Annotated in this window: 24 protein-coding genes and 1 riboswitch; of the genes, 2 read left to right on the top strand and 22 right to left on the bottom strand. The window is 42.6% G+C overall.

Going from position 1 to position 26386, the window contains the following annotated elements; translation table 11 throughout:
• Position 1: 1 nt before the first annotated feature.
• From HMPREF2893_RS01975 to HMPREF2893_RS01900, 16 genes are all read right to left on the bottom strand, one after another.
• Positions 2-304 (bottom strand): PTS sugar transporter subunit IIB, encoded by a 303-nt coding sequence (locus tag HMPREF2893_RS01975; protein WP_003003699.1) that lies wholly within the window; start codon positions 302-304, stop codon positions 2-4.
• Between the two features lie 12 nt (positions 305-316).
• Entirely contained in the window at positions 317-1747 is a 1431-nt protein-coding gene (locus HMPREF2893_RS01970) for a 6-phospho-beta-glucosidase (protein ID WP_003003486.1), read from the bottom strand.
• A 148-nt stretch (positions 1748-1895) separates the two neighbouring features.
• Positions 1896-2648 (bottom strand): MurR/RpiR family transcriptional regulator, encoded by a 753-nt coding sequence (locus tag HMPREF2893_RS01965; protein WP_003014478.1) that lies wholly within the window; start codon positions 2646-2648, stop codon positions 1896-1898.
• Between the two features lie 8 nt (positions 2649-2656).
• Positions 2657-3379 carry a MurR/RpiR family transcriptional regulator gene (locus HMPREF2893_RS01960; protein WP_003014472.1) on the bottom strand — a complete coding sequence of 241 codons (723 nt, stop codon included), beginning with the start codon at positions 3377-3379 and terminating at the stop codon, positions 2657-2659.
• A 607-nt stretch (positions 3380-3986) separates the two neighbouring features.
• Positions 3987-5345, bottom strand: coding sequence for a 23S rRNA (uracil(1939)-C(5))-methyltransferase RlmD (gene rlmD, locus HMPREF2893_RS01955; RefSeq protein ID WP_061590950.1), 1359 nt, complete (start codon positions 5343-5345; stop codon positions 3987-3989).
• 62 nt (positions 5346-5407) lie between these two features.
• Positions 5408-6724: an LCP family protein gene (locus HMPREF2893_RS01950; protein WP_070673936.1), complete on the bottom strand. Its 1317-nt coding sequence runs from the start codon at positions 6722-6724 to the stop codon at positions 5408-5410.
• Positions 6721-7575 (bottom strand): prephenate dehydratase, encoded by an 855-nt coding sequence (gene pheA / locus HMPREF2893_RS01945; protein ID WP_003006788.1) that lies wholly within the window; start codon positions 7573-7575, stop codon positions 6721-6723. The genes HMPREF2893_RS01950 and pheA overlap by 4 nt, the downstream gene beginning before the upstream one ends.
• Positions 7566-8051 (bottom strand): shikimate kinase, encoded by a 486-nt coding sequence (locus HMPREF2893_RS01940; protein ID WP_070673935.1) that lies wholly within the window; start codon positions 8049-8051, stop codon positions 7566-7568. Before HMPREF2893_RS01940 ends, pheA begins: the two co-directional genes overlap by 10 nt.
• Complete coding sequence (gene aroA / locus HMPREF2893_RS01935; protein WP_070673934.1) at positions 8044-9327, bottom strand: 3-phosphoshikimate 1-carboxyvinyltransferase; 1284 nt, start codon at positions 9325-9327, stop codon at positions 8044-8046. Before aroA ends, HMPREF2893_RS01940 begins: the two co-directional genes overlap by 8 nt.
• A 172-nt stretch (positions 9328-9499) precedes the next feature.
• The gene (locus HMPREF2893_RS01930) at positions 9500-9838 is read right to left on the bottom strand and encodes a YlbF/YmcA family competence regulator (protein WP_003014453.1); all 339 of its coding nucleotides are present in this window, start codon (positions 9836-9838) and stop codon (positions 9500-9502) included.
• Between the two features lie 100 nt (positions 9839-9938).
• Entirely contained in the window at positions 9939-11045 is a 1107-nt protein-coding gene (locus HMPREF2893_RS01925; protein WP_070673933.1) for a prephenate dehydrogenase, read from the bottom strand.
• A gap of 16 nt (positions 11046-11061) precedes the next feature.
• Complete coding sequence (aroC, locus tag HMPREF2893_RS01920; RefSeq protein ID WP_003014383.1) at positions 11062-12228, bottom strand: chorismate synthase; 1167 nt, start codon at positions 12226-12228, stop codon at positions 11062-11064.
• A gap of 6 nt (positions 12229-12234) precedes the next feature.
• On the bottom strand, positions 12235-13308 hold the full coding sequence (gene aroB / locus HMPREF2893_RS01915; RefSeq protein ID WP_070673932.1) for a 3-dehydroquinate synthase: 1074 nt from the start codon (positions 13306-13308) through the stop codon (positions 12235-12237).
• Positions 13309-13471: 163 nt separating this feature from the next.
• Positions 13472-14344, bottom strand: coding sequence for a shikimate dehydrogenase (gene aroE, locus HMPREF2893_RS01910; protein WP_070673931.1), 873 nt, complete (start codon positions 14342-14344; stop codon positions 13472-13474).
• Positions 14334-15011: a type I 3-dehydroquinate dehydratase gene (gene aroD, locus HMPREF2893_RS01905; protein WP_070673930.1), complete on the bottom strand. Its 678-nt coding sequence runs from the start codon at positions 15009-15011 to the stop codon at positions 14334-14336. The genes aroE and aroD overlap by 11 nt, the downstream gene beginning before the upstream one ends.
• Positions 15008-16171 carry a class I SAM-dependent rRNA methyltransferase gene (locus HMPREF2893_RS01900; RefSeq protein ID WP_070673929.1) on the bottom strand — a complete coding sequence of 388 codons (1164 nt, stop codon included), beginning with the start codon at positions 16169-16171 and terminating at the stop codon, positions 15008-15010. Before HMPREF2893_RS01900 ends, aroD begins: the two co-directional genes overlap by 4 nt.
• 230 nt (positions 16172-16401) lie before the next feature.
• Between HMPREF2893_RS01900 and HMPREF2893_RS01895 the strand changes: the two genes are divergently transcribed.
• Entirely contained in the window at positions 16402-18561 is a 2160-nt protein-coding gene (locus HMPREF2893_RS01895) for an LTA synthase family protein (RefSeq protein WP_070673928.1), read from the top strand.
• 54 nt (positions 18562-18615) lie between these two features.
• On the opposite strand, the gene pulA is transcribed toward HMPREF2893_RS01895, so the two are convergent.
• The 4 genes from pulA to HMPREF2893_RS01875 all read right to left on the bottom strand — a co-directional run bounded on the left by pulA (position 18616) and on the right by HMPREF2893_RS01875 (position 24515).
• A complete protein-coding gene (pulA, locus tag HMPREF2893_RS01890) occupies positions 18616-20913 on the bottom strand; it encodes a type I pullulanase (RefSeq protein ID WP_070673927.1) in 2298 nt (765 codons plus the stop codon).
• A 76-nt stretch (positions 20914-20989) separates the two neighbouring features.
• The gene (locus HMPREF2893_RS01885) at positions 20990-21952 is read right to left on the bottom strand and encodes a diacylglycerol kinase family lipid kinase (RefSeq protein WP_070673926.1); all 963 of its coding nucleotides are present in this window, start codon (positions 21950-21952) and stop codon (positions 20990-20992) included.
• A 9-nt stretch (positions 21953-21961) separates the two neighbouring features.
• Entirely contained in the window at positions 21962-23920 is a 1959-nt protein-coding gene (ligA, locus tag HMPREF2893_RS01880) for an NAD-dependent DNA ligase LigA (protein ID WP_070673925.1), read from the bottom strand.
• A gap of 85 nt (positions 23921-24005) precedes the next feature.
• Positions 24006-24515 carry a QueT transporter family protein gene (locus HMPREF2893_RS01875; protein ID WP_003006740.1) on the bottom strand — a complete coding sequence of 170 codons (510 nt, stop codon included), beginning with the start codon at positions 24513-24515 and terminating at the stop codon, positions 24006-24008.
• Positions 24513-24619, bottom strand: a riboswitch (PreQ1 riboswitch). It overlaps the preceding gene by 3 nt.
• Positions 24620-24647: 28 nt before the next feature.
• Between HMPREF2893_RS01875 and HMPREF2893_RS01870 the strand changes: the two genes are divergently transcribed.
• Entirely contained in the window at positions 24648-25091 is a 444-nt protein-coding gene (locus tag HMPREF2893_RS01870; RefSeq protein ID WP_049497318.1) for a GtrA family protein, read from the top strand.
• A 25-nt stretch (positions 25092-25116) separates the two neighbouring features.
• On the opposite strand, the gene HMPREF2893_RS01865 is transcribed toward HMPREF2893_RS01870, so the two are convergent.
• Both HMPREF2893_RS01865 and HMPREF2893_RS01860 read right to left on the bottom strand, forming a co-directional pair.
• Positions 25117-25824 carry a B3/B4 domain-containing protein gene (locus HMPREF2893_RS01865; protein ID WP_070673924.1) on the bottom strand — a complete coding sequence of 236 codons (708 nt, stop codon included), beginning with the start codon at positions 25822-25824 and terminating at the stop codon, positions 25117-25119.
• Entirely contained in the window at positions 25821-26285 is a 465-nt protein-coding gene (locus HMPREF2893_RS01860) for a MarR family winged helix-turn-helix transcriptional regulator (RefSeq protein WP_070589239.1), read from the bottom strand. Before HMPREF2893_RS01860 ends, HMPREF2893_RS01865 begins: the two co-directional genes overlap by 4 nt.
• Positions 26286-26386 lie beyond the last annotated feature (101 nt).

Raw genomic sequence — 26386 nt, 5'->3', positions numbered from 1 at the left:
CTTATTTTTTCATCATGTAAGCTTGTTTAAGAACTGCCATACCGTTTACAGTGCCATAATCAGCCATTGCAATCACTTCTACAGGAACATTGTGAGAAGCACAAATTTCTTTTGCTTTTTCAAGTTGGAAACCAACCTGTGGGCCTAATAGAGCCACATCAATATCTCCAACTCTTTGTTCCAATTCACTGATGGAATAAGCTGCAATTGTTGCATCTTTCCCTTTTTTCTGAGCCGCTTCTTTCATACGCTCAACCAAAATACTTGTTGACATACCTGCTGCACAAAACAATCCAATATTCATTTTAATTACTCCTTATAATTCGTTTCCATTTGATGTAATCACTTTTTGATACCATGTAAAGGAATCTTTCTTCATTCGTTGCAAAGTTCCTTCGCCATTATTATTCTTATCGACATAGATAAAGCCATAACGCTTCTCCATTTCACCTGTACCAGCACTAACAATATCGATACAGCCCCAAGGGGTATAACCAATGACATTTACGCCATCTTCTTCAATCGCTAACATCATTTGTTCAATGTGTTGTTTGAGGTAATCAATGCGGTAAGAATCATGGATTCCATCAGGCTCTACCTTATCATAAGCACCGAATCCATTTTCAACTATAAAAAGCGGACAGTGATAGCGATCGTATAAAAGATTTAAGCTATAGCGTAATCCCTCAGGGTCAATCTGCCAACCCCAATCGCTTGATTCAATATAGGGATTTTTCTTAGTATAAACATCTTTGAAAAGCTCTTCTGTTTCCTCAGATGCTGTAGCAGTCACTGTATCACTCATATAGTAACTCAAGCCAATATAATCTACACAACCTTCTTTTAGAGTTTCTAGATCTTCTGGTAAAATATCCAGTTTGATATTATTTTTTCGACAAAAGGCCTCGATATAGTAAGGACGCTCTCCAAAAACATGAAGATCTCCATAGTGAAATAAACGATGCTCCATTGCCTTCTGGCTAGCAAGTATATCTTTTGTATCACATGTATTCGGGTAAAATGGTACCATTGCCAGCATACAACCAATTTTGAAATTTTTATTGATTTTCCGACCCAATTGAACAACTTTTGCAGAAGCCACTGACTGATAATGGATAACCTGCTGTAGTACCTCAACTGGATTTTCATCTTCTTGATAAATGACACCAGAATTAGTCCATGAGCACCAAGGAACATTAATTGCACCTTGATTATTGATCTCGTTAAAGGTCATCCAATACTTAACTTTGTCCTTATATCGTTCCATGACGACTTCCGCAAAACGAACAAAGAAATCAATCAACTTGCGATTACGCCAAGCACCATACTTAGTAACTAGATGATAGGGCATTTCAAAGTGACTGAGTGTGATGACCGGTTCAATTTGATGAGCTAGCAGCTGATCAAATAAATCATCATAAAATTTCAACCCTTCTTCGTTAGGTTCTTCTTCATCTCCATTTGGGAAGATACGAGTCCAGGCAATCGAAGTTCGAAAACACTTAAATCCCATCTCAGCGAATAATTGTATATCGTCCTTATAGGTTCTGTAAAAATCTATTGCATCATGATTCGGATAATATTCGTCAGGTAAGACGCCATCAGTAATCTGTCGAGAGTGGCTAGCACTTCCAACCGTCATCACATCGGCTATCGAAATGCCTTTTCCACCTTTATCATACCCTCCTTCAATTTGGTGAGCAGCAACTGCCCCACCCCATAAAAAGCCTTCTGGTATTTTTGCCATTTTACCTATCCTTTCTGTATTTTGTACTAGCGCTATGAACAAGTCTATTTTATAACATACTGTACCTGCTGACAATAGATATTGAGATAGAAAATATATGTACAGTCGAACAATATTTGTTACATAAAAAAAACAAGAGTTTTCACTCCTATTTTTTTAAATAAACTTGGTAACGTAAGGATTCTAAAAAATAGACAACTGGAATCTGAGTGGTCAAATTAGTGGAACGTAGCGAGGAATCTGCGTAGGCAACTGGCATAAAGTAGGATAAATTTATATCCGATAGCTGTGATAAAGTGGAAATATCTGTATTTGTCAGACTAACAATCTTAGCATTTCTTTCTTTGAATCCCTGTACCAGAGTTAGAACTTCTTCTGTCTCACCGCTGACACTTAGAGCAATAACCAAAACATCCTCCAAATTAGAATGATGCAATTTCAGAGAATAAAATGGGTTAGTAATAGCAAAGCTAAGAATACCGATTCCAGAAAAAAGATATGAGCCATATTCTGCCAAACTTAGACTAGTACCCACCCCTAAAAAGATAACTTGTTTGGCTTGAACGATCAAGTCTGCTATCTCTGATAGTTGTTTTTTTAAAGCTTCATCTTGGACACTAGTCTGTAAAAATTGTATTGCTGGAATATCAATAGGAAAGTAGTGACGATGTTTATTTTCCTTATCTTCCGACCTTGACAAGGCATATTTTAAATCATTGTAGCTATCAAATCCCATCTTTTTCGCAAAACGAATGATGGTTGTTGTCGATAGATTTATAGATGTCGATAGCTCTCTGATAGTCATCGTAGCAACTTTATCTCTATGTTGCAATATAAAATTATACACGCTTAATTCACTATTATTTAGCCCTTTTGCTTTATGATAATCAAATAAATTCATAGACACCCTTATGCTTTTGTAGTATATAGTTGTTTCATTAACATTTCAATAATGAGAATAACAGGTACCTGCGTCGTAATATTAAACCCATTTAAAAATAATTGAGGAACATGATAGGTTATGGAGCAATCAGATAGCCTTGACAATGTTGATTCCAATGTATTTGTGATGGCAATAACTGGACAACCTTTTTCCTTTAATTTTTGTACAATTTTCAATGTTTGAGAAGTCTCACCAGATTCGGATAAGGCAATGACACAAGTTTTTTCCATACTGTTTTGTAGCACTGGTTGCCAAGGATCTTCAATACACATACTAAATTTGCCAATATTTGAAAAATAGCGCGCTCCATATCGACCTAAAGTTCCAGAGGAACCAATTCCGACAAAAACAATCTGTTCAACGTTCTTTAAGATTGCCACAGCCTCCATAATCAGCTGCAAAAAAGTATCTTGCTCAGTATAATCAATGAATAGCTTCAAAGAATTATTGTCTTGATTGTTTAAAATAATTTGCTCATTTTTTAAATATTCTTTATAAGCAATCTTAAAATGGCTATATCCATCAAATCCTAGATGCTTGCAAAATCGTTGTACGGTTCCAACTGATACATGTGCAAGTTGGGCCAATTCCTTGATTGTCATAGAGGATATATTTTCATTTTCTAAAATAGTTGTATAAATAGCATTTTCTAAGTCGTTAAAACTTGCTACAACCTCATAACTAAACATATAATCCCTTTTTCTATCTCTATTGATTTGCTTACAATGTAACAAAAAACTAATAACCAAAGTGTTCTACACTAAAATAATGGAGAGCATAATGGCTATAAAACCAAGTCAGCATTAAAATCTATTAGAAAACCAGACGAATCAGATTTGTCTAACGAGACATGGTTAAGAGAAAATACTTTAAAACAGTATTGCCTTATGTTCTAGATTATATCATATTTTTGAGCATACTTTGAGTATTGTTAGTTTATTGACTTAAAAGAAACATAACAAGAGCTTATCTCTATTAAATTGTCTCAATTTCAATCGTCCATTCTGGAGATATGTAAGGTGGGGACGTTTCTATTCCCATAAACTCCTTGTCAATGGAAACAAACACGTACCCACAGGGTAAATGGAAATAGAAACTGATAATTTCTAGCTATCACTTCTATTCATTCCAAAAATTTTCTCACTCTGATACTTCCCCACGCCAATACAAAAAGCCTTGCAATCAAGGCTTTTCAAACTCCCTTGCGTTCAAAGGTTTCTAGGTTTTTACGAGCAGAGCAACACACTCCACGTGATGCGTCTGTGGACTCAAAAGGTTTGGGAAACCTTTTGAGGATTAACTACGTTTCACTAACAAACTTACACACTCAACGTGATGCGTTTGTGGAAACAAATCCACCGGCTGGACTTTCTTTAATTCGTAGCCCAACTCTTGATAGAGTTTGATATCACGCGCCATGGTGGCGACGTTACAGGAGATATAGGCGATGCGGGCAGCTCCTGTTTGAGCGCTTGCTTTGATAAAGCTTTCGGTCAAGCCCTTGCGTGGTGGGTCGACCAGGATGGCAGTTGGTTGGATGCCTTCCTTGAGCCAATTCTTCATGGCATTTTCAGCTGTGTCACAGACATAGTGGGCATTGGTGATACCGTTCAATTCTGCGTTCTTCTGGCTATTTTCTACTGCTTCTGGGATAACTTCCACTCCGTAGACTTCCTTGACATGTTTAGCGACTGATAAGCCAATAGTTCCGATTCCTGAATAGGCATCGATCACCACATCATCTTCTTTTAAGTCCGCAAAGTCAATGGCTGTTTGATAGAGCTTCTCTGCCATTTCGGTATTGACCTGGTAAAAGGCTGGTCCAGAGATTTGGAAATCATTGCCCAACATTTGGTCGGTAATATAGTCTTGACCGTAGAGAGTACGCCATTCTTTCCCGAAAATCGCATTGGTATTTTGGTCATTGATATTTTGCATTACTGATATGATTTTTGGGAACTGCTTGATGACTTGTTCAATCAACTGTTCAACTCGGAAAATTTTAGGACGAGTTGTCACCAAAATAACCATAATCTGACCTGAATGATGGCCACGACGTACAACAAGGTTACGAATCAGACCAGACTGTTCCTTCTCATCATAGGGTTTTAAGTCATAACGACGAAGTAAATCTCGTAAAGCAAGAATAACTTGGTCTATCACTGGATCTTGAATATAAAAATCTTCAAGCGGCATAAGATCATGAGAATTCTTACGGAAGAAACCAGTCTCTAGAACACCATTAACACGACGAACAGGAACTTGGGCTTTGTTGCGGTATTGGACAGGATGGTCCATCCCCAAGGTCAGGGGGACTCCGAAATCAGAGATTCCCGCCATCTTGTAGAGGCTATCCTTGACCTGCTTGGCCTTGAATTTCAGTTGCTCGGGATAAGCCAGGTGCCCTAAGTCGGCGATTCCGCTTCGTAAATAGGCAAGATCAAGCTCTTCATTACGATGAGGGGATTTTTCTAGGTACTCCTCTACTTTTCCGTAGCCAATCTTTTTGTTGACTTTAAGCACGCGCATGCGGATGACTTCTCCTGGCAGGGCATTCTCCACAAAAAAGACCAGGCCATCGACCTTAGCCACTCCTGCTCCTTCGTGGGTCAAATCGACAATCTCAACGGTTACAATTTCATTTTTCTTTAACATGGTGTTCTATCTTTCTACAAATTAAAAGGGGTGGAGTCCAAAACTCCTATCCCCTTATTATATCATCTCAGTCCCATTTGGTACAATTTCTTTTTATAAGCATCGAAATCGACGAGCAAGCCTTGGCCACCATACATATCGTAGGCATCGACCCAATCCCCATTTTCTGGGATGGTTACTCGTTCAATTCCTTTTCCAGCACTACCGACTAGGCCAAGTCCATTGGTCAATAGGAAGGAGAAAGGTACATTGGTAGACGTCATAGCAAAGACTTTCCCAAGGGCTTCTGATCCCGTAAAGAGTTTGGTTGGATCCTTGATCTGATGCATGATAGCAGACATGACCTCTTGCTGGCGACGGGTCCGGCCAAAGTCCCCTTCATCATCCTTACGGAAACGCGAGTAATTGAGAAGAGTCCGGCCATCCATCCGTTGCTTTCCAACCTTGATGGTTTGTTGCGGAACGACACCGTCTTTCATGTTCAAATCATCTGGTACTTCTACTTCACTGACCTTTTCGCCATCAACTGTTGAAAACTGCGCATTCATCTCGACCCCATTCGGGAAGAGGGTATCGATCGCTGTCGCAAAGGTCTTGAAATCGACCATGGCGTAATATTGGATGTCAATGTCAAAGTTATCTTTGAGCATCTGACGCACCAATTCAGCCCCTTGGTTGTTATTTTGCTCCCCGATGGTGAAGGCAGTATTGAGCTTCTGGTCATAGTAGCCATCGTATTCAGGAATATTTTGCTGGCTGACACCATCGATATGGACCAATGTATCTCGCATGAAGCTGACCATCTTGATCTTTCCTTCTTTGTTATTGACATTGACCACCATGATGGAGTCTGTCCGAGTCTCATCTGATTTCTCACCGATCCGACCATCTGTCCCCAAGATCAGGATATTGACCCCATCTCGCGACTTCTTGCCGTTAAATTTCTCGACGACTGCAGGCTTGGCATCCTTACCAGCTGGTTTACTGTTGAGGCCTTTCACAAACATAATGACCATGCCACCGATAATGAGCAAGAAAAAGAGAGCTATCCACTTGAGGATCCGCTTGACGCGGATCTTTTTCCGTGGTTTCTTAGGTAGATCGCTCGTCGCAGCAACTGCTTTTTTCTTTGTTTTTTTGCTACGTGATTGGTAAACAGGAAGGTCACCAATCGGTTCAGCAATCTCCCCTTGCACTTCTTCAGTAGCAGCTACTTCAGGCTGTTGAAGGGGTTCTGTTTCCTCATAAACTCCTTGACTTTTTTTGAGCAAATAATTGTATTCTAGTTGTTCTCGTTCATTCAAATAATGAAAATTTGAGTATAAGTACTCTAATCGCTTTCGCTCATGGTGAGATAGAAAGTTGGATTCGTTACTCATCTTTTCTCCATTCCGTTATCTTTTAAGGTATAGACCTGATACTGACCTAAGACTTTTGTCTGAATGCCCAAACTGTCTAATTCCTGATAGGCAAACTGCAAAAGATCAGGCGCTTCGTTTAGGAGGTCAATAATGAAAAAGTATTCTCCTAAAGCTGTTTTTAGGGGGCGACTTTCAATCTTGGTCAAATTGATCCCCCGCCAAGCAAAGGTGGACAAACCCTTATAAAGGGCTCCTGCTAGGTTACTTGGCAAGGTCAAGGCCAAGCTAACTTTTTGAAGGGTCGGACTTAAAGTTTCTGAGACCGCTGGCTCTGTTGCCCCTAAAATCCAAAAACGTGTATAATTGTCCTCGATTTCTTGGATGTCTTTGGCCTGGACTTCCAAGCCATACTCACTAGCTGCTGCCAGAGGGGCAATAGCTGCAATTTCCAAGTCTGGATGTTCTGCTACATAGCGAGCTGCATAGGCTGTTGAAGCCGTCATTTCCATGGCCACATCCGGATAATGGGCTCTTAGAAAAGCCTTCCCTTGGGCCAAGGCCTGTGGATGCGAATAGACCGTTCGAATGGGCCGATCTTTTTTAGCTACCAAGAGCTGTTGTTTGATGGGATAGACCACTTCTGCAACGGCCTGGATGGTCCCTTGGTGAAAGAGGTAATCAAGGGTCTCATGGACACTGCCTTCAATAGAGTTTTCAACTGGGACAACCGCAAAATCGATCTCTTGATTCTCATAAGCCTTGATGACATCTGTGATCGTTCGATAGGCGATGCGTTCAGAAGTTGGAAAGCTATGAGTGGCCACATCATGGGTAAAAGATCCCTTGGGACCAAGATAGCCTACAAGCATCGAATGATCTCCGCAATTTCTTCAGGTGTTTTGTCCTCAACATCCACAATATGGGTAGCAATATCCTCATACAAAGGCAAACGTCCATCAAAAATCTTCTTAAATTCTTCTTTGGTGTTGTTTAAAAAGAGGGGACGTTGCATGGCTTTGTCATTTTGAATGCGACTGTACAAGGTTTCAAAATCTACCCGCAGATATATGTTGTGAGGATTTTTTTCCAAGAGTGCACGGTTATGAGGGTTGACGACAATCCCGCCTCCAGGAGAAATGATGGCCGCTTCATTTTCCAATAAACGCTCTAACATTTCAGCCTCGCGACGACGAAAGGCAGCTTCTCCTTCCACTGCGAAATAGTCATTGATCGACATGCCGATTTCTTCAACAATTAATTCATCCATATCATGGAATTTTGGATCAAGAATGCGACCAACGGTCGTTTTACCTGTTCCCATAAAACCAAGTAAAATTTTAGCCATGCAGTAAGGTCTCCAAATCTTCAAAAAAACTAGGGTAACTGGTGTTAATGGCCTCTGCCCGATCCAGCATCACATTTCCTTCACTCACTAATAAGGCAGCAATGGCAGCCATCATCCCAATCCGGTGATCTCCAAAGGTCTCTAAGTCTGCTCCATGTAGGGGTGTCGGTCCAGTGATGATCATGCCGTCTTCCGTTGGCACGACAGTGGCTCCCATGGCATTGAGGCTATCTGCTACGACCTGGATGCGGTCCGTTTCTTTCACACGAAGCTCCTCAGCATCCGCAATCACGGTCTGACCAGTTGCTTGTGTCGCTAGTAAAGCAATAATCGGCAATTCATCAATCAAGCGTGGAATCAACTCCCCATCAATCCGAATACCTTTTAAGGACGAAGTCTTGACAGTGAGACTTGCAGAGACCGCTTTTTCATCGTGATCCTCAATGGTGAGATCTCCCCCCATTTCTTGAATCACATCGAGAATCCCTGTCCGAGTTTGGTTGATACCAACATTTTCAATCTTAATCATACTCTCTGGCAGAATGAGGCCAGCCACTAACCAAAAGGCTGCACTGGAAATATCTCCAGGAACGATGACTTCTTGACCTTGGAACTCTTGTCCACCTTGGATGCGGATGGTTTTTCCATCCACTTGGATCTCTCCACCAAATTGGCGAATCATATCCTCCGTATGGTCACGCGTCTTTTCCTTCTCGATAATCGTCGATTCACCTTCAGCTTGTAGAGCGGCAAAAATGAGAGCAGACTTGACTTGAGCCGATGCCACTGGCAAACGGTAATGAATGGGTTGAAGCTGATGGGTCCCTTTTTCATGTAAAGGTGGGCAATCGCGATCTCCCTGACCAGCAATCTCAACTCCCATCTGACGCAGTGGGATCGCGACACGATCCATGGGCCGTTTGGAAAGACTGTCGTCTCCGACCATGGTCACTGCAAAATCCTGACCTGCTAGTACACCTGAGATCAAACGAATAGAAGTTCCTGAATTGCCCATATCAAGGGGAGATGTCGGGGCTAGAAGACCTTGAAAGCCTACTCCTTGAATCCGAATCACATCCCCGTCATCTTGGATGGAGACTCCTAAATCTCGAAACACCTGGATGGTAGAAAGCACATCTTCGCCTTGCAAGATATCATAGACCTTGGTTTCGCCCTTTGCAAGACTTCCAAAAATAATGGATCGGTGACTGATGGATTTGTCACCAGGGACACGAATGGTTCCCTTTAGACCCTTGCTATTGGTTCTTAATTTCATTGCCATCTCCAGAGTGCTTTTCCACATATTCTATCATAAATAGGACATGAATTCAATTTTTGATCAAAAATTTGGAACAAAAAACGAATGTTTCCAAGCATTTTTTGAGCTTGTTTTCCTCTAGTGGCGAACGAAAATACCAGAGTCGAAATGACAACTCTGGTAGAAATTTCTACTTGTATAAATCTTGAATCGGCTCAAAGATGATCTTTTCAAGATCTGCAAGATAAATAGACAATTGCTGTTGTTTAGTGAAAAATTCATTCACAATCGGACTTGCTTGGATTTTTTCCATATAGTCCTTCATTTCTTGTTGCACAGCTTCTGTTGGAAGTTGACCGGATTGCATCAAGCCTTGCAGTTGATTTTGGAAAGCGACGTATTCGTCAAACAGCGTTTTCGCTTCTGGATTTGCTTCGATCGCTTGCTTGCTTTCTACGACAGCCTTATATTCAGGAAGGTCTCGCAGGGTCCGAGAGAGTTCGTTTGCTACATCATAAATATTTGCCATTTTCTAGGCTCCTTTACTGATAAGATACTTCTATTATACTGCTTTTCCTTCAATATTCCTAAAATGAAGCAGGTATTTTGACGCAAATCCTTCTTTAGACCTAGCGAGCAAGGACAGTATAAGACGTCGCCTGGCTGATCAATGTTTGAGCTCGCTCCTGATCCTCTGCATTTTTAAAGGTCATCTGCAAAATCCCGTGGATATCTTCACGATTCTCTTCATTGATGTGAATATTAACCAAGGAAATCCCTTGTAGGAGTTGTAAGATTTCAAGGATTACACCTTCTTTATCTGGAACATCAATAAAGAGATCATAGGCACTATCGCGTCCAGCACGCTGATGGATCTGCATTTCTTTTCGGTGCTTCCGCCCTTCATGGAAAAAGGACCAAATAGCCTTCTCGTTATCTGCTTGAATGGTCTCAGCTACCTGATCCAATCGCTCTTTGAAATCTGCAATCCGCTCCAATATCGCTTGAGGGTTGGACAAGAGAATAGAAGTCCACATACCTGGCTCACTTTCCGCGATCCGTGTCATATCCCGAAAGCCACCAGCCGCAAAACGGCGGGTCATTTCATGCTCTTCCCCATAAGCTACAGCCTGCTCGACCAGAGTCGAGGCTAAAATATGAGGAAAATGGCTGATCTGGGAAGTCACCCGATCGTGTTCCTCGGCATCGATTTCAATAAATCGAGATCCCAATCCACTCAGAAGCTCTTTCAACTCTTCCATGGCACCTCCTGTCGTCAAGCTGGAAGGAGTAAAAATATAATAGGCATTTTCAAATAAGGTTGCATCTGCTGCTGCGGCACCTGTCTTATGACTACCAGCCATGGGGTGTCCTCCCACAAATCGTACGGCCTTGTCTGTAAACACTTTTTCAGCTTGTGCGACAATTTCTGCCTTGGTAGAGCCTGCATCTGTCACCAGTACCCGGTCTTTCAAATGCAAGCTAGCTAAGGTTTCTAAGTAAGACTTGGTTTGCTTGATGGGAAGGGCCAAAATAATGATATCTGCTAAAGGGGCAAAGGCTGCGAAATCATCCGTCACTTGATCCACCATTCCTCTTTCAAGGGCGATGGTTCGAGAGGCTTCACTACGATTGTACCCAAGAACAGTCACGTTTGGGTGGGCTCTCTTAATGCCTAGCGCAAGTGAAGCACCAATCAAGCCCAACCCTGCAATATAAACAACTTTCTTCTCCAAAGGAAAACTCTTTCTCTTAAAAATTCTTCGTAAAGTCCCGGTGCTTGGCAACGGCTTCTTTCAATTCTTCCAAGTTATCGGATGAGAATTTTTCAAGCACTTCTGTCGCAAGGACCGTTGCGACCACTGCTTCCATTACCACTCCTGCAGCAGGTAGAGCCGTTGGGTCGCTGCGCTCAACCGTCGCCTTATAGGGTTCATGGGTTTCAATATCCACACTCATCAAGGGTTTGTAGAGAGTCGGAATAGGCTTCATGACGCCACGAACCAGAATGGGCTCACCATTGGTCATGCCCCCTTCAAAACCACCAAGATTATTGGTGCGACGGGTATAACCGGTGTCTTGAGACCAGATGATTTCATCCATGACTTGACTACCTTTTAGGCGACCTGCGTCAAAACCAAGGCCTAACTCAACACCCTTAAAGGCATTGATAGAGACTACTCCTTGAGCGATTTTGGCATCCAATTTCTTGTCCCATTGTACATAGGAGCCTAGTCCAACAGGCACACCGCCAACCAAGGTTTCCACAATCCCCCCGATGGTATCGCCATCTTTTTTCACTTGGTCAATGTAGGCCTTAACAGCTTCTTCTTGTTCTGGCACAACGATCGAAACTTCCGACTTCGCTGCCTTTTCCTTGATTTCTGAAACGGTTAGATTCTCGGGAATTGCAATCTCGATTCCCCCAAAATTAACAATGTGGCTGGCTACTTCAACGCCAATTTCTTCTAAAATCCGTTTAGCAACTGCACCAACGGCTACACGCATGGTTGTCTCACGGGCAGAAGAACGCTCTAAGGAATTTCGAAGATCGTCAAAACGGTATTTCATCCCTCCGACTAGATCAGCATGACCAGGACGTGGCTTGGTGATCTTACGTAGATTCTTCTTTTTCTCTTCGACCGGTGCTACATTCATGATCTCCAGCCATTTTTGGTGATCCAGATTGGTCACGTTCAGCGTAATCGGACCTCCCATGGTCAAGCCATGACGGACCCCTGATGTGATCTCGACACGGTCACTCTCGATTTTCATCCGAGCACCGCGACCATAGCCACCTTGTCGACGTTTGAGCTCTTTATTAATATCCTCTTCAGATAAAGGAAGGCCTGCCGGAACTCCCTCGATGATGGCTGTTAGTCGAGGTCCATGGGACTCTCCTGCTGTTAAATATCTCATACAACCTTATTCCTTTCTTTTTAAAAAGTCCTTCATTTCTTGAAGAGGGATTTGATGAATCGCTGCTTGCCCTAACTCTGGAACAATCACCAATTTCAAGCTGGTCCCACGCGCTTTTTTGTCATGGGTCAAGGCTTGATAAAGGGCTTCTTTATCCCACTTCTCATAGTCCACCGGAAGGCCAAATTTCCGACACATTCCTTCGATTTTTTGAGTGATTCCCTTTGGCATCAAGCCCTTTTCTTCTGCAACTCGGGAGAGCTGCACCATGCCCATACTGACGGCTTCTCCATGCATGACCTGCCCATAACCAGCTGTCGCTTCAATGGCATGCCCGATGGTATGACCAAAATTAAGATACAGTCGAATACCATTGTCCAACTCATCTGCCACCACATGGTCTCGCTTCACCAGGCAAGAATGAGAAATGATGCTCTCTGCATGCTCTAAAATACTCTGGACAGAACCATCCATGGCTTCTAATTCTTCCCAGAGTTCAGTATCTTGGATGAGGCCATACTTGATGACTTCGCCCATCCCCTCGATCAATTCACGTTGCCCTAAAGTGCTCAACACTTCAGGATCAATAAACACACCATCTGGTTGAGCAAAGGTCCCTACCATGTTTTTAGCAAGTGCTGTGTTGACTCCGGTCTTTCCCCCGATAGAGGAATCCACCTGTGCGGTCAAGCTAGTCGGAATCTGAACAAAGGAAATTCCCCGCATATAGGTCGAGGCAGCAAAACCAGCCAAATCACCAACTACGCCACCCCCAAGAGCAACGATTCCATCACTGCGCGTCATGCCTTGGGTAGCTAGAAAGTCATAAACTTTTGAAACAGTGGTTAGATTCTTACTAGCTTCCCCTTGAAGAAACTCAAAGCGCACCACTTGAAAACCAGCTTTCTCAAGGCTCTTCTCTACGATAGAGGCATATAGCTTAGCCACGCGGTTATCGGAAATAATGGCGACTTTTTTATCGCCCCAAAGAGTGCGCAACCAATCTCCAACCTGGTTGAGACCACCTCTTTCAATCACAATATCATAGGAATGTCCTGGAATAGGTACCGATACGTTCATAGCAATCTCCTTCGCGTTTTTCTTTGATTCTATCTTATCATGAAATAAGGCACATGTCTCAATCAAAATGAAAAAGAGACTAGAGAAAGACTGTTTTTTTTTTAAATCAGTTCTTGTTCTAATCTCTTAAAGCTTTTTCAATAGGAAAAGGTAAAACCCTCTCTTAGTCACATACAAATTGGCGATATTCTGTTGTCAATGCTTCCCATACAGACTCTGTAGGAAATACTTTCCCAGTCATTAATTCAAAGGCTGCTTCAGCTTGATAAAAGAGCATTCCCAGCCCATTTACCCTCTGGTTTCCTTGATTCACTGCTAATTGCAGAAAGGGGGTCACTGCCGGATAGTAGGCCATCTCTACGATTAAGGCATGTAGGGGAAAGGTCAAGTAACTCGCTATCGGAAGAGAATGACCATCCATGCCTACACCAGTGGCATTTAAGATGAGATCGGCTTGATTAAAAGAGTTTTGAACTTCTTCATCTTTCTCAATCGCATACAATTCTATCAAGAAATCAAAGCCATCTTCAATCAACTGAACCTTGGAACGATAATGGACCAATCTTTCCTCTCTCACAAAGACAAGGATACGTTTTACACCTAGATGAATCGCCTGTGCAATAATCGCTAAAGCTGCACCACCTGCGCCTAAGAGAACCATTGTTTTTCCCTTAATGGAGAAAGCAGGAGGTAAACTATGAAAGAAACCAATCCCATCCGTATTATAGCCTTTAAGCTTGCCATCACGGTGAACAATGGTATTGACAGAACCGATCTTTCGGGCCATCTCATCTACTTCATCTAGATAAGGAAAGACCTTCTGCTTATAGGGCATGGAAATGTTGGCCCCAATCATATCCAACTTACGAATTTGGCTGATGGTGCTTTCTAAGTCTTCTTCAGCAATATCCCAAGCTAGATAAGCAGCATTGGTCGCTGTTAATTCATAGGCTAGATTATGGATGAAAGGAGAGATACTATGACGAATGGGATGGGCAATGACCGCTGCCATCCGAGTATATCCGTCAATCTTCATTTAATAACTCCCGAATTCTTCTCATATTTTCAAGAGGAATTTGACCTGGGGCGCTTTCATCTCCGACTCTAGCATAAGACCAAGAAGAGCCTGTCAAATCAGCTGTCAAGCGCGAAATCTTCCCGACCTTGCCCATGGAAATGGTTACATATTCTTGCTCAGGATTCAGCGTCTTGAAACCACGCGTATAATTCATCAAGTCAAGAACATCTTGTTCATTGTGGGCCATAACGGATACCTTGACCAATTTTGGAGAAAAGCTGGTCAATTCCGATAAGATCTCCATCATATTTTCCGGAGTTTCTTGGAAATTGTGGTAGCTGAGAACAAGATTTGAAAATTCCAACATCTCTTCAAAGACGTCACGATGGCTATAAAACTCAAAATCGATATAATCCGGATGATAGATGGATTGAATATCTTTCAGGATTCCAACATATTCTTCATTAGTCAGCTCCATCCCTCCACCTTCAGCTCGAGTCCGCAGGGTGAATAAAATTTCGCGTCCAGCAAATTTCTCAAAAACTGCAGGAGCGACGGTTAAGATCTCGCTTTTTTCTAAAAAGTCCGCACGCCACTCAATAACATCTGCATCCTCGTAACGCGAACCATCTAGTTGTTGCGCCTCTTCTAAGGAGCGAGGCATAATCGAAACAACTAACTTCATACATCCACCCTAATCGTAAATACTTTTAAGTAATTACTACTTTCTTCTTTCTTGTTCCATCGAAAATCTCCCGGAAGTCCGTATTCCGCTACATAGCGATGCTTACGGCCTTGAAATCCCTTTTCGATTTGTTTTTTAAATTTTTCTTTGGTCACATTTGCCGCATTGGTACTGAGAATCAAGGTCCCACCTGGATTTAAAATCTCGAGGGCCTCGCTGACCAATCGATGGAAATCTTTAGCGACTGAAAATGTCCGTTTTTTATTCCGCGCAAAGCTAGGCGGATCGAGCACGATCACATCATAGCTTAGGTCATGGCGTTTGGCATATTTGTAATAGTCAAAGACATCCATCACGACAAAACGATGAGCATCCAGCGTCAAGCCATTTGCCACAAAATGCGCTTCTGATAATTCTCTACTTCTCTTAGCCAGATCGACCGATGTTGTCTCAACTGCTCCACCCATTGCTGCAGCCACAGAAAAGGCCGCCGTATAGGAGAACATATTGAGCAAGGACTTGCCAGCTGCTAAGCCCTCTACCAAGCTACCTCGAACTTCATGCTGATCCAAAAAGATCCCCGTCATCAAACCATCATTGAGAAAGACCTGGTAAGAAACTCCATTTTCAAGAATCAAAAATTCTTGCGGAGCTTCTTCTCCATAGACATGAGCCGATTCATAGTCCAAGCCTTTAAAGCGAATCTTTTCATAGCCACCTCGGACTTCTGGAAAAGCCTCTTGAAAGGCCGCTAGAATGGTTTCCTTGATCTGAAATACGAAGGGATTGTACCAAGAAAAAACAACAAACTCACCATACAAGTCAACCGTGAAGCCACCAAAACCATCTCCCTCTTGGTTAAAAAGACGAAAGGCGGTCGTCGTTTCATCCGCATAATAAGAACGACGGTATTGCTTGGCCTTGATGAAAAACTTTTTAAAAAAGTCTTGATCAAAAGCGACCAACTCTTGCGAAACAAACCATCCAATCCCTTTATTTTGTTCAGATAAGTATCCGACCCCGAGGGATTGTCCATCTCCTGAAAGCAATTGAACCGCTTGATCCAAAGCAGGAAGTGAATCAAAATCTTGCTTTTCAAGAAGAGATTGTCCTTGTTTAATTTTTGTTGCGACTTGGCGACTGACTGTGAGTTTTTTCATACCCTCTATTATAGCAAAAGTCTGCAGTTTTCACAAAGGGAGGCTTTATTTACTGGAACTTTTTTTACCATTTTATCCTAGCTCTCATCATTTAGCTTCAAATGATATAAAATGCCGGATCTTTCCTATTTCTTTCCTCCCCTTTACAGTCATTTTTTTCTTTCTCCATAAAATTGTGGTATACTTGTATATGAAAATTTTTAGGAAATAAGACAAGGAAGTAACATTTTGTGAAAAAAATTACGAATTCGATACTCAATTTCATGAGTACCAGACTAGGATTTGTCTTGACCCTTCTGTTGCTCTACTGGTTCAAAACCATGTGGGCCTATTCAGTTGATTTTAATTTAGACATTCAAGGACCCTATCAGATTTTTCTAGCAGTGATCAACCCATTGCCGATCAGTCTGCTCTTCATCGGTCTTGCACTTTATATCAAACGAACCAAGCTCTTTTATAGTTTGGCCTTTGGGATCTACCTTCTCTTATTTATTTGGTTGATTTCCAATTCCATCTATTATCGAGAGTTTACAGACTTCGTAACGGTCAATACCATGTTGGCTTCCAGCAAGGTTTCTGCCGGTCTCGGAGCAGCTGCTTTAGAATTGTTCCGCCCTTGGGATGTGATCTACATTCTAGATTTCCCTATTCTCGCTTTCTTCTTCTTTAAGAAATGGATTCGAATGGACAATCGTCCCTTCAATAAACGAGCTAGTTTTGCGGTTACCTCTTTATCGGCCATGCTCTTTTCGGCCAACCTTTTCCTTGCAGAAATTGACCGACCTGAGCTCTTGACTCGTGGGTTCTCGAACTACTATGTCGTTCGTGCCCTAGGATTACCAGCCTTTCTAGGTTACAGTGCTAATCAGACCTATGTTGCCAACAAAGAACGTTCCAAAGCCTCCGAAGCAGATTTAAAACCGGTGGAAGAATATATCCAACAGCATTATGCCAAGCCTAATCCTGAGTACTTTGGAATGGCCAAAGGCCGTAACGTCATCTACATTCACTTGGAAAGTTTCCAACAATTCTTGATCGATTACAAGTTGAAAGTAGATGATAAAGAATATGAAGTAACACCTTTCTTAAATTCACTTTACCACTCGAAAGAAACCTTTGCCTTTTCAAATGTCTTTAACCAAGTCAAGGCAGGGAAAACGTCTGATGCTGAGACCATGATTGAAACAGGCCTCTTCGGACTCAACCAAGGTTCCTTTATGGTGAACTATGGTGGAACCAATACCCAACAGGCTGCACCATTTATTCTTTCAAAAAATGGTTACAACTCGAGCGCTGTTTTCCATGGGAATGCTGGAAGTTTCTGGAATCGAAATACCGCCTATAAACAATGGGGCTACAATTACTTCTTTGATGCCAGCTACTTCACCAAACAAAACAGCAGCAATTCCTTCCAGTATGGTCTTAATGACAAATACATGCTCAAGGATTCCATCAAATACCTTGAAAGATTGCAACAACCTTTCTATACGAAGTTCATTACGGTTTCCAACCACTATCCTTATACGACCAGCTTGTCAGGAGATGATCTTGGCTTCCCTCTAGCTAAGACACAGGACGAAACCATCAATGGCTATTTTGCGACCGCTAACTACCTAGATTCTTCGATCAAAGCATTCTTTGATTACCTGAAAGAATCTGGTCTTTACAAAAATTCCATCATCGTTCTCTATGGGGACCACTACGGAATTTCAAACTCTCGTAACCCAGCTCTTGCTCCTCTACTTGGTAAGAACTCTGAAACGTGGTCAAGTTATGACAATGCCATGTTGCAACGCGTTCCTTATATGGTAGTTATTCCAGGTATGGATAAGGGTGGCATCATTGATACCTATGGTGGCGAAATCGATATGCTCCCAACCTTGGAACATTTGCTAGGCATTGAATCCAACAAATTCCTCCAAGTTGGTCAAGATATGCTCTCACCAGAACATGATCAAATCGTCGCCTTCCGCTCTGCTAACTACTTTGTAACTCCAGAGTATACAAGCTATAGTGGCCGGACCTATTACACCAAAACAGGTGAGGAAATCACGAACCCAGACGAAAAAACCAAGGAAGAACTGGACAAGATCAGGGAAGCTGCTAACCTGCAATTGAAGATTAGCGATAGCATCCAGACCGGTGATCTCCTTCGCTTCTTCAAGGGCAATGATCTTGGAAAAGTCAATCCAGAAGATTATTCCTACACCAATTCCTTCAAGGCATTGAAGAAGATTGAAAAGGAAAAAGGTGACAAATCAACCAGCCTTTATAACCAACGTGGCAACCAGTCTACCGTTGATCTCTTCAAGGCACCAACTTATAAAGAATTGCACCCAGAAAACGATAGTTCTTCCTCAACAGAGACCAGTAGCAGTTCTTCTAAATAAAGAGAATCCCTGAGTTTAAAAACTCAGGGATTTTGTGATTTCTTTTAAAAAAACTTAGTCTAGGACTTCAAAAACAGAAGCTGTTAAATTCTCCACGTAGAATGGTCGTTTATGACGACTATTCCCAACCATCAATTTCAATTTATTTGAATTTTGGAGGTAATATGGAAGTCCGCTGGCGTTGAAGATGACCAAGTACTTCTTGTCTCCTGTTAATTCATAGATGACAAGGCCACTGGTATCAGTTGCAGATTGAATAAAGACTTGTTGGTAGATTTTATCATAGCTTTCAAGTCCTAAGACAGGAAGACTTGTCTTCAAGGCGATCAAGCTTCGGATATAGGCAATTGATTCCTTGTTTTGACTGACCAGATCCCAATTAACCTGATTCACATAATCTGGAGCATTGTAGGAATTCATGGCCCGCTCACGATCCAAAGGTGTGATCTCTCCATCAGGACCTGTCGCTACCAATTTAGTCCGCATAAACTCTTGCCCCAATTGCATAAAGGTCATACCCTGGAAGAGCAGGTTCATGGCCGTAGCCAACTCTGAGCGCTTGACCAAGCCTGCTACTTCTTCATTTGGATGGAGGGTCTGAAGCAAGTCATAGAGATTATAATTGTCATGAGCCTCCACATAATTCAAAACCTGATTCGGACTTAAATAATGACCCAGCTCCGCACTACCTAGGACAGCACGCGCAACGATATTCTCTGTTGATTTTCGGCTGACAAAGCCACGTTTGATGGAACCATAAACCTCAGCTCCTTTAATAGCATCGCGCTCCGTGTCGTTAAAGAATCCAATACGTGGCAATTGCGCCGCATTGTCTTTCTTAGCCTTGTCCTCTGGTGCGAGACCGGTTCCCATGTCCCAACCTTCTCCGTAAAGAAGAATGCGTGGATCCAGAGCATCCATCGCCTCCCGAATAGCATTCATTGTCGTCACATCATGAATGCCCATCAAATCAAAGCGGAAACCATCGATCTGGTACTCTTTTACCCAGTGCGTAAGGGAATCAATCATGTACTTGCGATACATTTCATGCTCACTTGCCGTCTCATTACCGACACCTGTCCCATTTTGGAAGCGCCCATCTGGCTCCATCCGGTAATAATAATCCGGAACTGTATTTTGGAAAGGACCATGCTCCGTTGAGTAGGTATGATTGTAGACCACATCTATGACTACAGAAATCCCAGCTTCATGATAAGCCCGGATCATAGTTTTAAGCTCTTTCATGGTTTGTTTGGGATTGGATGGATCTGTTGAAAAACTGGTTTCTGGTGCAGAATGATTCTGAACGTCGTAACCCCAATTGTAGGTCACACGACCTTCTTCATCGTACTGTTTATAGCGATCAGATATCGGCTGTAATTGCACGACATTGACCCCTAACTGACGGATATAATCAAAGGCAGTCACATCGCCATGGCTATTGACAGTTCCTTCTTGGCAAGCCCCCAGATAGGTCCCACGCAAAGACTCGTCCACACCTGATGTCGGTGACTTGGTCAAATCCCGAAGGTGCATCTCATAGATCACTGCTTGACAAGGATTGTCCAGGCGCCAGGGAGTCGCATCGGCGCCTTTTTTAGTGCCCCAATCAAACTGACGATCTACTCTTGAAAGAATGGCTGAGCGCATCCCATCCGCTGTCGTTGCAATGCTATAAGGATCACGCGTCACTTGAGTATGGTGTTCAAAATGCACACGATATTGATAGGCCATGCCACTTAAATTTCCTAAAAAATCTAAAATCCAAACACCATGGGTATTTTCTGGGTGGTAGCTAGACTCTTGTTTGCCACGCGTCATCGGCATGCTCTTCCAGATAGGCGCATCCAGCTCGGTTGATTGATAAAGTAACAATTCAACTTTCTTGGCAGTAGGAGCCCACAGTTTAAAGCAATGCTCCCCTTCTTCCTCTCGATGACCGAGCCATCCTTGATACGCCCATTTAGCATCAAACTCTCTAGGGTGCATCGCCATATCGTAGGCATGAGGCTGACGATGGCTGTATGCATGACTCGTCAAAGCAGCTTGCAAAGAATAATAGACTGTATCGTCTCCATCGAGAATCCACACTTCTCGAACATGCCCTTCTGGTAAGAGTTCGATTTCAAAATCACGGGTCTTGGTGAGCCAATCCCCTTCTTTAACCAGGACATGGCCCCGGTTCAAGGCATGCTCACTCTCGTATAGCAGATTTCCCTCCACTCCAAAATAATCCAACTTGGAGAAAGAGACTGATTTTCCTTCTATTTGATCCTGCCACTGCCACATATCATAGGCAAAATAATTTCCTTTTTGCTTATGAAAATGAAGCTTTACATGGTATTGTCGCATAACATTTTCCTATTTCCAATTTAATACCGAAGGAACCATTCCTTGTAAAACACGTACATGGCTCAACTATTTGTTTTTATTCTTCAGATGTGTGAACCAAAGCATCGTTGTTGATTTCATCAATATTTGCAAAGAATTCCAAGTGATTATGGAAGACTTCTAATTCAACTGGTGTATCTCCTCCGTACTCCCCATCTAGATTGATGCGGAATGGTTGAGCATTTTTCCCTAACATTTCAATCGTCAACTTCTTGGTCTTGAGATATTCTACATTTTCATCGTGCACATGCTTGCCCCCATTGATGGCCTGAATCATCAAGGACAACATGTTAAAGAGCTTAGCAGTTTTTACGATAATCAAGGTAAAGTTCCCATCATCAAGCTTAGCATCTGGCGCGACACTTTCAAAACCAGCAATCGAGTTGGTCAAGGCCACAAAAATCATAGACGCTGGCCCTTCAAAGACACCATTGTCATGCTCAATCCGCACCTTACGAGCCTTGTTTCGCGGCAACATTTTAGCTGCTTCAGCCACATAGGCAAAGTAACCCAAGCGAGATTTAACACTACTTGGAACACTGAAGGTCAATTCTGTCAGGGTTCCTGCTGCAGCAATGTTGATGAAATACTTACTGCCATAGGCACGACCAATATCCATCTGAATGGTTTGATTTTTTTCAATAATGCGAGCAGCTGCCACAGGATCGCCCATCGGGATCTTCAAGGCACGCGCATAGTCATTGGTGGTACCGGTCGGGATAAAGGCCATCTGCGGACGATTTTCCAGACCTGCAACCCCATTGACCACTTCGTTAATCGTACCATCTCCACCAGCAGCAATGATTAAATCAAAGCCTGCTTTTGCGGCTCTTTCTGCTTCATTTTGGGCAGAAAATGGTTCTGGAGTCGTTTGATAAGCGCTGGTTTCATAGCCCACGTCTTCGAGTACGTCCAAGACTTCCGCAATATTTTTCTTGATAATTTCTTGCCCAGAGGTCGGATTATAAATTAAACGGGCTTTTTTGATTCGTTCTACCATAAAGATCCTCTATAAACTTTCAAGCCAGGCCTCATCTTCTACCTGGATTCCTAATTCTTGTGCTTTGGTTAATTTGCTACCAGCGTCACTACCTGCAACGACCAAATCTGTTTTTTTGGAAACCGATCCAGTTACCTTAGCGCCCAGACTTTCTAATTTTGCCTTGGCTTCCGAACGCGTGAGTCGCTCTAGCTTCCCAGTCAAAACGACTGTCATTCCTGATAGGGCCGCATCAGCAGCGACTTTTTCACCAAGATAAGCCATATTGACACCAGCTTCTTTAAGCTCTTGCAAGAGGCGCTTGGATCCTTCTTGAGCGAAATAACGCTTAAGGCTTTCAGCCACGACCATACCGAGACTGTCAATGCTGGCAATCCGTTCTGGATCAGCTGTAGCCAATTGATCGAGGTCATGGAATTCTTGAAGCAAGATTTGACTAACCTTGCTACCGACATGGCGGATCCCCAAACCAAAGAGTAACTTCTCAGCTGAATTCTCTTTTGAAGCTTGAATAGCTTCATAGAGTTTTTCAGCAGATTTTTCTTTAAAGCCTTCTAAGGTCAATAGATCCTCTACGCTTAGACGATAGATCCCAGCTACATCCTCTACCAACTGGGCGGCGAAGAGTTTCTCTACAACAGCTGGACCCAAGCCTGTGATATTCATAGCATCCCGACTGGCAAAGTGGTTCAATCCTTCCTTAATCTGTGCTGGACAGAGCGGATTGATACAGCGAAGGGCCACCTCATCCTCAAAATGAAGCAACTCACTCTGGCAGCTCGGACAATGAGTTGGAATGACTAATGCTTGATCAGAGACTCGCTTATCTTTGACAACACGCAAGACCGCAGGAATAATATCACCAGCCTTGTAGACAATGACGGTATCATCCTGATGAATATCTTTTTCAGCAATATAATCCACATTGTGCAAGGTTGCCCGACTAACAGTGGTTCCTGCTAGCTGGACTGGCGTTAGATTGGCAGTTGGGGTCACAACTCCGGTCCGGCCAACCGTCCAATCCACCGATAAGATTTTCGCTTCTTTTTCTTCAGCTGGAAACTTGTAGGCGACAGCCCATTTAGGGGCTTTTACGGTAAAACCTAGTTCTTCTTGAACAGCTAGGTCATTGACCTTGATGACGATCCCATCGATATCGTAAGGAAGATCCTCTCGAAACTGAGCTACTTTTTGGATAAAGTCCCAAATTTGTTCCATATCCTCAGCCAGCACCCGCTCTTGGTTCACGACAAACCCTAAGCGGGCTAATTTCTCAAGCACGCCTTCCTGACTGCTTTGATCCGTCGGGCTCACTTCTTGATACAAGAAGGTCGCTAGATTTCGCTTGGCCACGATTTTCGTATCCAATTGGCGAAGCGTTCCTGCAGCAGCATTTCGTGGATTAGCAAACTCCGGCTCGCCGTTTTCTTGACGGATCTGATTGACCCGATCAAAGGAAGCCCGTGGCATATAGCACTCGCCTCGAACTGTGATGTTTACTGGCTCTGGTAACACTAAAGGAATGTCCTTGACCCGCTTGAGGTTCTCTGTAATATCCTCACCGACAGAACCATCCCCACGTGTCGCCCCCGTTACGAGGACTCCATTTTCATAGGTGAGGGAAATGGACAAGCCATCGATCTTCAGCTCACATACATAGCTGATAGAAGGAAATTCCTTACGGACACGCTGATCAAAGGCTTCTAATTCTTCACGCGAAAAAGCATCCTGCAAACTATAAAGGGGATACTGGTGCTGGTATTTGGTAAAGCCTTTTAAAACCACCCCACCTACACGGTGAGTTGGACTCTCTGGTAAGATCTCATCAGGATGAGCGGTTTCTAGTTCCACCAACTCCCGATATAATTGATCATATTCACTATCTGAAACAGATGGAGCGTCTTTTGTGTAATACTCGTAAGCATATCGATTGAGTAATTCCACTAATTCTTTCATTCTGGTTTTCATGTTCTTATTTTATCATAAAATCTTAATTTAGCCTTGAATTTACTGCATTCTTAGCATTAAAAAAAGGAGCCAAAGCTCCCTTTTCTTATTTTGTAAAATCGATCCGTTTAGAAAGTTGATTGATCACAATCGCTCCAAAAATCAAGGATGCAAATTCACCCAATCCCATGGTCAACCAGTTATAGAAGAATGGTTGGCCTTGAAGGTAGTATAGTTCCAAGGCAATCGTAAACATGGAGATGGAAAAGAAAATCGCAAACAAGAAATGGTCCAAGCGAATAAGACCGTCAAACAAGAACTTGTTTTTGAATCGACCAAATAGAATGAGTCCAAGTCCTAAGAAGACAAAGGTTGAACCTCCACCGACAAAGACATCGATCCATCCAAAACTAAATAAGTTAGCAATCATACAACCAAGCGTCACCGCAATCAAGTACTTCTTATTGTAAAAAGCTAAGAAATTCATCATTTCCGAAACACGGAATTGATAGCCATAGTAGGCCATAGCGTTGAGAGGTGGGGTAATGGTCAATACGATATAAATCGCAGCAACAATGGCAATTTGTGCCATATCACGAGCAGTTAACTGTTTCATTTATTCTCCTTTAGCGGTTTTCCCGCGTGTAATATGCTTGGCGAAAGGATCTTAAGCACCAAGGGTTGAAGGTTTGATTTCTTCAACCTTTCAAGTATAGCATATTTTGAGGTTTTATGGTAGACTGAATTTATGAAAACACTAATTAAAAAATTTTTTGATAATGAGATTTTATCCTATCTCTTTTTTGGGGTTGCCACAACCATTGTTTCCGTCGGAACCCGCCTCTTCATCTATCAAGTGTCTCGTGATGAACGATTAGCGACCGCGATTGGAAACATTGCTGGGATCCTCTTTGCCTTTGCGACCAACGATACCATTGTCTTTAAACAAGAAAGAAAGGGCTGGTTTCAGCGCTTGATCCGATTTGCAATTGCGCGATCTGGGACCTTTATACTAGACATGGCCTTGACCGAGATTTTTGTCAAGCAGTTCCCAGGAATTATCGGGCAATTTGTCCACAATAACAAGAGCCAGATCAATCTGATTGAAACCCTCTTTGCACAAGTGGCCATTGTGGTCCTCAATTACGTCTTTAGTAAACTCTTTGTCTTTAAAAATAAAAACAAGGCTTGAAACGATTGTTTCAAGCCTTATTACTTTAAACTTCTATACTTGCATGTTCTGTACTTAATTGATAGATGGTGCCTTCAACCCCAAAATAATCCTTAGCTAGATCTTTCAATTCCTGCATGGCTGTTTGGGCCCGTTTGGCCTGCTCCTCGTTGATGGCTTCAATGACCAAAATAGCGTCCTTGGTATCTTCTGTTAACATAGTTCTTTGTGCCTCACGCCAATTCAAGCAACGGCAAACAGCTCCGTCTTGGTCGTAGTAGATAATCTCCCCTTCCAAAGCTGGAGCATCTTCTTCAGCACCTAATGGAAAGAAAGGTTCGCCTCCTTTCGCTTGTCCTAGAGAGAGTCCACCCACCAATTTATCCATATCTTCTCCCCCACAAGGAAGGGCATAAGCCATAGAAACACTATTGTAAAGATCCACCAAAGGATTAATCGGATAGAATTCACGTCCCTGGTGAACCCGTTTTAAGAGTGCCTCGATTGAAGATCGGGCTCCTTTTTTTGTTTTAAACTTGCTAAAAGCTTGGCGCCACTCTTGAACGAACTCACTCTGGGTATAGTTTTCTTCATCAATAAATTCCCATGCTCTCTTGGTACCCTTGTCCAACAATTCTTTGAAATAAGGATCCTTGGCTTCATCTACTGTATTATCAATACCATACAAGGACATCACTGTAATGCTAGCTGTTGGAAATAAATCCCAAAATGCTTGATCGACTGTCACTTTCATTGCTTTACCTCACTATAATTTCTTTTTTGACCTTTTTTGACTAGCTCCCAATCCAAGGTGATATTCTCTCGAACTCGGATGAGATACTCCTCTAACTGTGCGACTTCTTCTTTGGAAAATCCTTTTAAGGCAGTTGTCTCAGAGTAAAGATGCTCCCCTAAAATGAAGGGGTAAATCTGCTTACCTTTTTCAGTTAATTCCCATTCCTTGATTTTAAGATTTTCACCCCTTGGACGCTGTTGAATCAAGCCTCGTTCTTCTAGTTTTTTTACAGACCTTGCAACGGTGGATCGATCTACTTTCAAGACTTCAGAGAGTTCTTCCTGAATCATTCCAGGTTGCTCGGCAATTCGCACCAAGTAGAGGTATTGACCACGCGCCAGATCCAAATCTCGGAATTCAATATTTGCTATAGAATCCAGTGCTCTCGCAATGATTCCAATCTCACGCAAAATACTCATCTTACTCCTCCTTTCCTATTGACAATAGCATAACACATTTTTATTGCAAATGCAATAAAAATAGATAACAAAAAAGAGGCTGGGACAAAAGTCCTAGCCTC

It is taken from the genome of Streptococcus sp. HMSC072C09, from assembly GCF_001813105.1.
Lineage (GTDB): Bacteria > Bacillota > Bacilli > Lactobacillales > Streptococcaceae > Streptococcus.
Note: the sequence above shows the minus strand (reverse complement) of the source record. Positions and strands in the feature narration are given on the sequence as shown.